Here is a 7,466-nt window from a genome sequence, read left to right on the forward strand (position 1 = left end):
GATTCATCCGTGCCAGCAAATTCCTGACGGTGGACACACGCCACTGCCCGCCGCGCCTCGTCCGGATGCCGCGGCTGTTCAACTCGGCTGCGATGGCGCGAAGGGTGGTATGACCCTCGGCTTGGATCTCCGCGAGAACAGGTTCATTCTGTCCCGTGACCCGCGCAGAGACCCCGCCATTCTTCGAGAGCGGCGGCGCGGTTCAGCTTGAAGTCGTTGCGTTTGGGGAGGCTGCGTTCCTGGTTGAAGCGGTTGCAGACGGAGGCGTGGAGGGACGCAGATTTCCGTAGACTTGGCATTCGCCGGCCCCGCAGCATCGCCCGATCGCGCCGTCGGAATGGCAGATGCGAATTCTCAGCTCTGTTGTTGATTCAGCGGCCGGTTTCTTGCCAAGCGCCAGCGCCGATTTCCTTTAGCGCGGCACTGTACGACCTCAGTTTGTCCGTCACGATCACTTCAGGCGGACCGTGCTTGCGCATCGCTTTCTTGAGGAATTTCAATGCGGCTTTCTTGTCTCGGGTCTTCGTCACGAAGCTTTCGAGCACCTCGCCTTCATGGTCGACGGCATGCCAGAGGCAATGCCGCTCCCCGTTGATCTTCAAGAAGATCTCGTCGAGGTGCCATCTCCGAAGGCTTGATCCCATGCCCGCGATCCGGCGCTTTCGGATCTCTGCAGCAAACATCGGGCCAAAGCGGTGCAACCAATATCGGACGGTTTCGCGGCTGATGTCGATGCCCCGTTCGTGACGTAGACCCTCGACATTCCGGAGCGAGAACTGAAACCGGACGTACAGCATCACCGCCAGGCGGATGATGTCGGGACTGGTCTTGAAGTACTTGAACGGATTGCGCCTTGTCATGGCGGTTTGATGCGCCCTTCGCCCAGGATGCCCGCTTCCGAAAGCCAGCGGTTGTGCGGAATCGGCTGTTGCGTTTAGGGTGATCAGTAAGAGGGGCGAATGGAGGAGGCGCGGCGTATCACGCCGCCGCTTGATCGGGAGAGAGATATGCCAATACTCAATGTGAACGGAACGTCTCATGATGTAGTCGCGGAGCCGGAAACACCGCTGCTGTGGGTCCTGCGAGAACAGATCGGCCTTACTGGCACAAAATACGGATGTGGCATCGCTGCGTGCGGGGCCTGTACGGTCCACATCGGTGGCATCCCGACCCGCTCGTGCCAGGTTCAGCTTCAGGACATCGCCGAGGGTGAAGAGATCGTAACCATCGAGGGACTGTCGCCGGACCGCTCGCACCCTGTGCAGCAGGCGTGGGTCGAACTCGACGTTCCGCAATGCGGGTATTGCCAGTCGGGCCAGATCATGGCGGCGGTCGCTCTCTTGCGCGATATTCCCGAGCCGACGGACGAGGACATCCGCGCCGCGATGAGCAACCTGTGCCGTTGCGGCACCTACAATCGTATCCGCGACGGCATCAAGCGCGCCGCAGAATTGTCTTGAGGAGGGATGGGTCATGACTGAACAATTCAATCTCTCCCGTCGCGGTTTCATTGCGTCTGTTGCGGCTTCGACCGGAGGACTGGCGCTGGGATTCCCGCTGGGGGCTACCGCGCAACAGCTGGCCGAACTTGCCGAACCCGAGATCAACGCCTGGGTCGTCGTGCAGCCTGACAATACCGTGGTGGTCCGCGTCGCCAAGATCGAGATGGGGCAAGGCACGCTGACAGGTCTCGCGCAACTTGTGGCCGAAGAGCTCGATGCCGACTGGGAGAATGTCACATGGTCGTATCCCACACCGGGTGAGAACGTCGCCCGCGAACGGGTCTGGGGGTCGTTCGGCACCTTCGGAAGCCAGGGCATCCGCGCAAGTCAGGAGCTTGTCCGCCAGGGCGGCGCCGCTGCCCGTGCCATGTTGCTTCAGGCCGCGGCCAATCGCTGGGGTGTCGGCGTCGACGAGGTGACGGTCGAAAGGGGCGTCATCAGCGGGCCCGGTGGCCAGACGCTGACCTATGGCGACGTGGCCGAGGATGCCGCGGCGCTCGACGTGCCGGAAAATGTCCCTGTGAAGGATCCCTCCACCTGGACGATCGCCGGACAATCGCTCCTGCGGCTCGATACGGCCGACAAGACCGACGGGAGCCGGGTCTATTCCATCGACTACACGATGGACGGGATGGTCAACGCCGCGATCCGCCAGTGCCCGGTGCAGGGCGGCACCGTAGCAAGCTTCGACGCATCGACCGCCGAGACCATGCCCGGGGTCATGCGCGTTCTGCAGGTCGATGACAGCACTGTCGCCGTGGTCGCCGATACCTGGTGGCGGGCCAAGACCGCCCTGGATGCGGTGGAAATCGAGTGGGATATCCCGGAAGAGAACGCCGGCTTCAACACCGCGCAGTTCGAGGAGATGATGCGCGAGGGCCTCGATGCCGAGGACGCTTTTGTCGGCAACCAGGCCGGTGACGTCGCCGGTGCGCTGGACGGCGCAGCGCAGGTCGTCGAGGCGACCTACGCCTTTCCGTGGCAGCATCACGTCACCATGGAGCCGATGAACGCCACCGCTCTTGTGACCGACGACAGCTGCACGGTCTGGACCTCGACCCAGAACGCGGAATCCGACCTCGCGGCTGCCTCGCAAGCCTCCGGGCTGGAGATCGCCCAGTGCGATGTGCATCGAATGAACCTCGGCGGTGGCTTTGGCCGTCGCGGTGCCTCTTCGACCGACTACACGACACATGCAGTCAAGATCGCGATGGCGATGAAGGGCACGCCGGTCAAGGTCATCTGGTCTCGTGAAGAGGACATGCTCCACGGCACCTACCACCCCTCGACGATGGCCCGGTTCCGGGGCGCGCTCGACGAGGAGGGGAACCTGACCGGCATGCACATGCGGATTTCGGGACAGTCGATCTTCGCCGGTCTGATGCCTTTCGCACTTCAGGACGGGATGGACCCCCTTGTGTTTCAGGGTCTGCAGGCCGAGAGCACCGAAGGCGAATTCGGCTACACCGTGCCGAACCTCCTGATCGACCACGCGATGCGCAACCCGCCGCTCAGGCCCGGATTCTGGCGCGGGGTCAACAACAACCAGAACTCGTTCTACCTTGAAAGCTTCATGGATGAACTGGCCGATGCCGCAGGTCGCGACCCACTCGAATTCCGCAGGTCGCTGATGCAGAACCACCCCAAGCACCTTGCCGTGCTAGACACGGTGGCCGAGGCGATCGGATGGGATGCCGGCGCCCCCGAGGGGCGGGCCTATGGTCTGTGCCAGCACATGGGATACGGCTCCTATGTCGCTGCCGCGGCCGAGGTTTCCGTTGATGGCGATACGGTGAAGATTCACCGCATCGTCGCCGCGACCGACCCCGGCCATGTGGTCAACCCGCAGCAGGTCGAGGCACAGATCGAAGGGTCCTTTGCCATGGGCCTGTCGGCGGCCATGGTCAGCGAGATCACCATGGAGAATGGGCAGGTTCAGGAAGAGAACTTCGACACATATCCGATCATGACCATGTGGGAGATGCCGGAGGTCGAATCGCACATCGTCCCGTCCGGGGACTTCTGGGGCGGCGTCGGCGAACCGACGATCTTTGTCGCGGCGCCTGCAGTTCTGAACGCCGTGGCCCGGCTCACCGGCCAACGGGTCCGCGAGCTTCCTCTTTACAAGAGCGGTTTGCGTCTCGGCTGAACACATGTCGGGGCGGCTACGGCCGCCCCGAAACACCCTTTCAAGGACATGGGAGGTGCTCATGCGCGTCTCGCTCGCGGTTGCGTCTCTGCTTTTCGCCCAGTCCGTGTCTGCGCAGGGCTTGATCGACCTTGGGGCAGCCCCGGTCGGGGCGCTCAATTGTTCGGGCTGCCATGTAGAGGGGTCGGATCTGTCCCTTCAGGGACTCTCGGCCGCTGAGATCGAAACGGCCATGCGCGCTTTCCGCGACGGCACGCGGGAGGCAACGTTGATGCCCCGCCTCGCGGCCGGTTTCTCCGATCAGGAGATTGTGGACATCGCCGCCTGGCTGAGCAGAGAGGGAAGCACACAATGAAGACCGACAGGCGGAAAGTGCTCAAGGGGCTCGGCGCCTCGACCGCCGCCCTCGGCTTTCCCCATGTAGGACGCGCGCAGGTTCGCGGGCAGATCGTCGTCATCGGCGGCGGATTTGGCGGAGCGACAGCCGCACGCTACCTCTCTCATGCCGGTCACGACGTGACACTGGTTGAACGAGATGCGACCTATTTCTCCTGCCCCTTCAGCAACACCGTCCTCGGCGGGATGGCGGGCATGGGTGACATCACGTTCCAGCCCCGAACCCTCTCTGCCGATGGTGTTCGGGTCGTGCAGGGCGAGGCTGTCGGCATCGCCGATGGCACGGTGACCCTTTCCTCTGGCGAGGGCCTACCATACGACCGCGTCCTGATGTCCCCCGGGGTCGACATGATTTGGGGGGCGATCCCCGGCTACGACGAGGCCGCGGCGGAAATCATGCCCCATGCCTGGAAGGCCGGCAAGCAGACGCAGATCCTCCGTTCCCAGCTCGAGGCGATGGAGGATGGCGGGCTTGTGGTCATCGCCCCGCCCGCCAACCCGTATCGCTGTCCGCCGGGCCCCTACGAGCGGGCCTCGCTGATCGCGCATTTTCTCAAGGCCGAAAAGCCGCGCTCAAGGATCCTGATCCTCGACGCCAAGGAATCCTTCTCCAAGCAGGCTCTGTTCGAACAGGCATGGGACGCGCTCTATCCGGGGATGATCGAATGGATTCCACCCTCGATGGGTGGCCGGGTGGCCTCTGTCGAGGCGGACACGATGACCGTGGTCACCGACTTCAACCGCTATGACGCCTCTGTCGCCAACATCATCCCGCCTCAGCGGGCGGCGGCAATCGCGCAGGCGGCCGGCGTCGTCGACGAAACAGGCTGGTGCCCCGTTTCCGGCCTCACCTTCGAAAGCGACCTCGTGCCGGGCATCCATGTTGTCGGCGACGCCTGCTTCCCGGGAGCGATGCCGAAGTCGGCCTTTTCGGCCAACGCCCAGGCCAAGGTCGCCGCCGCCGCCATCAACGCCTTGCTGCGGGATGAAAGCCCGGTTTCGCCAAAACTCCTGAACACCTGCTACAGCCTTGCCGCGCCGGATTATGGCTTCACCGTTGCCGGCGTATACGGCGAGGCGGAGGGCAAGCTCTTCGAGGTCGAAGGCGCGGGAGGAGTGAGTCCCATCGATGCCGACAACGATGTACGCGTTGCAGAGGCTGAATTTGCCCGGTCCTGGTATGCGACGATCACGAACGAAGCCTTCGGTTAGCCTCGTGCTGGCCCTGCTCGCTGGATCAGCGGGCGCTCAAGGGCTGCCGGAGCCTCTCACCGACACGCCCGGCGACCCGTTGGCGGGCCGGACCATCGTCACGACGCGCGAACTTGGGCTTTGCGTCCTTTGTCACGCGGGGCCCTTCCCCGACGTGGCCTTTGCCGGCAACCTCGGACCTGACCTTGCCGGCGTCGGCTCAAGACTGACGATACCCGAACTGCGCCAGAGGATCGTCGATAGTCGGGTGCCCAACCCCGCGACGATCATGCCGCCCTACTTCTCGACCGAGGGTCTTTCCCGGGTGGGCGAGCCTTGGCGGGGGGCTACCATCCTGAACGCGCAGGAGGTCGAGGATGTGGTCGCCTACCTCGCTACACTGAAGGAGGAAGCACAATGACTTTGACCCGACGGCAGGCGATTGCAATGGGGCTTGCCTTGCCCATCGCCTTGCAGACACGCCCCGCCACCGCAACACCCGAGGCGATGCAGGCGGCAATCGATGCGTTCACCGGCGGTGCCGAAATGATCGAAGGAGGGGTCGAGCTGAAAATCCCCGCGCTGGTTGAGAACGGCAACTCCGTGCCTTTGTCCGTCAGAGCGACAAGCCCGATGACGACCGAGGATTACGTGGAGGAGATTGCAGTCTTCAACGAGATCAATCCCCTGCCAGACACTGTCCGATTTCGCTTCTCGCCCCGTTCGGGCCGGGCGGAGGCACAGACCCGCATTCGCCTGAATGGCAGCCAACACGTCACGGCGATCGTGCGTCACAGCAACGGCGACTTCCATTCGACGCAGGTGAACGTGATCGTCACCGCGCCCGCCTGCAGGGAGGCCTGAGATGACCGCGCTGATAAATGTTCCCGAAACAGCCGCTCAAGGCGAGATCATCGAGATAAAGGTGCTGCTGCAGCACCCCATGGAAACCGGATTCCGGACCGGCCCGGATGGCAAGCTGGTTCCACGAAACATCATCCATTCGCTGCGCTGTCTCTACCTCGGAGAAGAGGTTTTCGCCGCAGAACTCTTCCCGGCCGTCACCGCCAACCCTTTCTTCGCCTTCACCCTCGTCGCTGACGTCACGGGCGAGGTCGAGTTCCTGTGGGTAGATGAAGACGGCGAAGAGCACCGGGAGAGCCGGCTTCTGTCGGTCGCATGAGGCGAGCCGCGATCTTGGCCTGTCTGATCGCTCTGCCGGCTCTCGCGGATGATCGGGTGACGGGCTTTGAACAGATGTCTTCAGACCTGCAGATGATGCAGAACGATCCCTTCGCCAATCCGGGGCAGTTCTGGGTCCTCGACGGCCAGACGCTATGGTCAGCGGATCCGGGAACCGGCGCCGAAAGCTGCGCGGGGTGCCACGGCGATGCCTCGGCGACCATGGTCGGCGTGGCTGCGAGATATCCAGCTTGGGACAACCAGAGTAACCGTCCAGTCGATCTCGAAGGCCGGATCGAGCTCTGTCGAACGGAACACCAGAATGCCGAGCCATTTGGCAGGGAAAGTGCGGGCCTGTTGGCCCTGTCCGCCTTCCTGACCCACCAATCCAAAGGTCTTCCGATCACGCGGCCCGAAGACCCCCGTCTTGCACCCTGGCTCGTGCGGGGCGAAACCCTGTTTACCTCAAGGATGGGTCAACTGAACCTGTCTTGCGCAATCTGTCATGACGACAATGCCGGGAACTACCTCGCGGCCGCCCTGATCCCCGAGGCGCATCCAACGGGATACCCGCAGTATCGCCTCGAGTGGCAAACCATGGGTTCCTTGTCGCGACGGTTCGGGAATTGCCTTTTCGGTGTGCGCGCCACATCGTTTGCAGCCGGTTCGGATGAATACATTGCACTTGAGCTCTACCTCAAGGCCCGCGCTGCCGGGCTGGCCGTGGAATCCCCTGCGGTCCGGCCCTGAGGGGGGTAATGTAACCAATGCGAGCCAGCCTCCCTGGGATCAGGAGTCACAACCAAGACATGATGCCGGACGTGGCCGACGTCAGGTTAGCCTGATCTCATCGGTTCGGTTTGGTTATTAGTGCATGATCGGCCTGGTTTCCATCGACACGGTGGTCTCCGGTGCGGGAGGCCGGCAAGGGGTGATTGACAGGCGCTTACTGTTGATCAGGACCGTGAACCGCGGCAGCCGGGGCTGATCGCCCGCTGCCGCAAGAGGTGCGTGAAATCTGGATCGACCGATTCATCCGTGCCAGC

At 63.2% G+C, this 7,466-nt stretch carries 9 protein-coding genes and 1 pseudogene; 8 read left to right on the forward strand and 2 right to left on the reverse strand.

Annotated features, from left to right (window positions below; genetic code table 11):
- On the reverse strand, nucleotides 1-127 hold a 127-nt coding region (locus EP376_RS23560; RefSeq protein WP_206074825.1), incomplete at its 3' end, for a recombinase family protein.
- A gap of 16 nt (nucleotides 128-143) precedes the next feature.
- Nucleotides 144-860 (reverse strand): annotated as a pseudogene (locus tag EP376_RS22155) (IS6 family transposase).
- A 147-nt stretch (nucleotides 861-1,007) separates the two neighbouring features.
- Here EP376_RS22155 and EP376_RS22160 point away from each other — a divergent pair.
- The 8 genes from EP376_RS22160 (at nucleotide 1,008) to soxA (ending at nucleotide 7,170) form a co-directional block, all read left to right on the forward strand.
- Entirely contained in the window at nucleotides 1,008-1,460 is a 453-nt protein-coding gene (locus tag EP376_RS22160; protein ID WP_127657663.1) for a (2Fe-2S)-binding protein, read from the forward strand.
- Nucleotides 1,461-1,473: 13 nt separating this feature from the next.
- A complete protein-coding gene (locus tag EP376_RS22165; RefSeq protein WP_127657664.1) occupies nucleotides 1,474-3,651 on the forward strand; it encodes a xanthine dehydrogenase family protein molybdopterin-binding subunit in 2,178 nt (725 codons plus the stop codon).
- A 61-nt stretch (nucleotides 3,652-3,712) separates the two neighbouring features.
- On the forward strand, nucleotides 3,713-4,006 hold the full coding sequence (locus EP376_RS22170) for a c-type cytochrome (RefSeq protein ID WP_203330952.1): 294 nt from the start codon (nucleotides 3,713-3,715) through the stop codon (nucleotides 4,004-4,006).
- Nucleotides 4,003-5,259, forward strand: coding sequence for an NAD(P)/FAD-dependent oxidoreductase (locus EP376_RS22175; RefSeq protein ID WP_127657666.1), 1,257 nt, complete (start codon nucleotides 4,003-4,005; stop codon nucleotides 5,257-5,259). The genes EP376_RS22170 and EP376_RS22175 overlap by 4 nt, the downstream gene beginning before the upstream one ends.
- Nucleotides 5,260-5,263: 4 nt before the next feature.
- Nucleotides 5,264-5,659 (forward strand): sulfur oxidation c-type cytochrome SoxX, encoded by a 396-nt coding sequence (soxX, locus tag EP376_RS22180; RefSeq protein WP_240652492.1) that lies wholly within the window; start codon nucleotides 5,264-5,266, stop codon nucleotides 5,657-5,659.
- Nucleotides 5,656-6,102 carry a thiosulfate oxidation carrier protein SoxY gene (locus EP376_RS22185; protein WP_164745045.1) on the forward strand — a complete coding sequence of 149 codons (447 nt, stop codon included), beginning with the start codon at nucleotides 5,656-5,658 and terminating at the stop codon, nucleotides 6,100-6,102. The genes soxX and EP376_RS22185 overlap by 4 nt, the downstream gene beginning before the upstream one ends.
- Nucleotide 6,103: 1 nt before the next feature.
- The gene (gene soxZ / locus EP376_RS22190; RefSeq protein ID WP_127657668.1) at nucleotides 6,104-6,421 is read left to right on the forward strand and encodes a thiosulfate oxidation carrier complex protein SoxZ; all 318 of its coding nucleotides are present in this window, start codon (nucleotides 6,104-6,106) and stop codon (nucleotides 6,419-6,421) included.
- 14 nt (nucleotides 6,422-6,435) lie between these two features.
- Nucleotides 6,436-7,170 (forward strand): sulfur oxidation c-type cytochrome SoxA, encoded by a 735-nt coding sequence (gene soxA / locus EP376_RS22195; RefSeq protein WP_238928779.1) that lies wholly within the window; start codon nucleotides 6,436-6,438, stop codon nucleotides 7,168-7,170.
- The last annotated feature ends 296 nt before the right edge of the window (nucleotides 7,171-7,466 follow it).

Source organism: Alexandriicola marinus (assembly GCF_004000435.1).
In the GTDB taxonomy this organism is placed as follows: domain Bacteria; phylum Pseudomonadota; class Alphaproteobacteria; order Rhodobacterales; family Rhodobacteraceae; genus Alexandriicola; species Alexandriicola marinus.

Bases quoted from the DNA above. Each gene is read 5' to 3' on its own strand.
- EP376_RS22160 (WP_127657663.1), top strand. From the start codon at position 1,008: ATGCCAATACTCAATGTGAACGGAACGTCTCATGATGTAGTCGCGGAG.
- EP376_RS22165 (WP_127657664.1), top strand. From the start codon at position 1,474: ATGACTGAACAATTCAATCTCTCCCGTCGCGGTTTCATTGCGTCTGTT.
- EP376_RS22170 (WP_203330952.1), top strand. From the start codon at position 3,713: ATGCGCGTCTCGCTCGCGGTTGCGTCTCTGCTTTTCGCCCAGTCCGTG.
- EP376_RS22175 (WP_127657666.1), top strand. From the start codon at position 4,003: ATGAAGACCGACAGGCGGAAAGTGCTCAAGGGGCTCGGCGCCTCGACC.
- EP376_RS22185 (WP_164745045.1), top strand. From the start codon at position 5,656: ATGACTTTGACCCGACGGCAGGCGATTGCAATGGGGCTTGCCTTGCCC.
- soxZ (WP_127657668.1), top strand. From the start codon at position 6,104: ATGACCGCGCTGATAAATGTTCCCGAAACAGCCGCTCAAGGCGAGATC.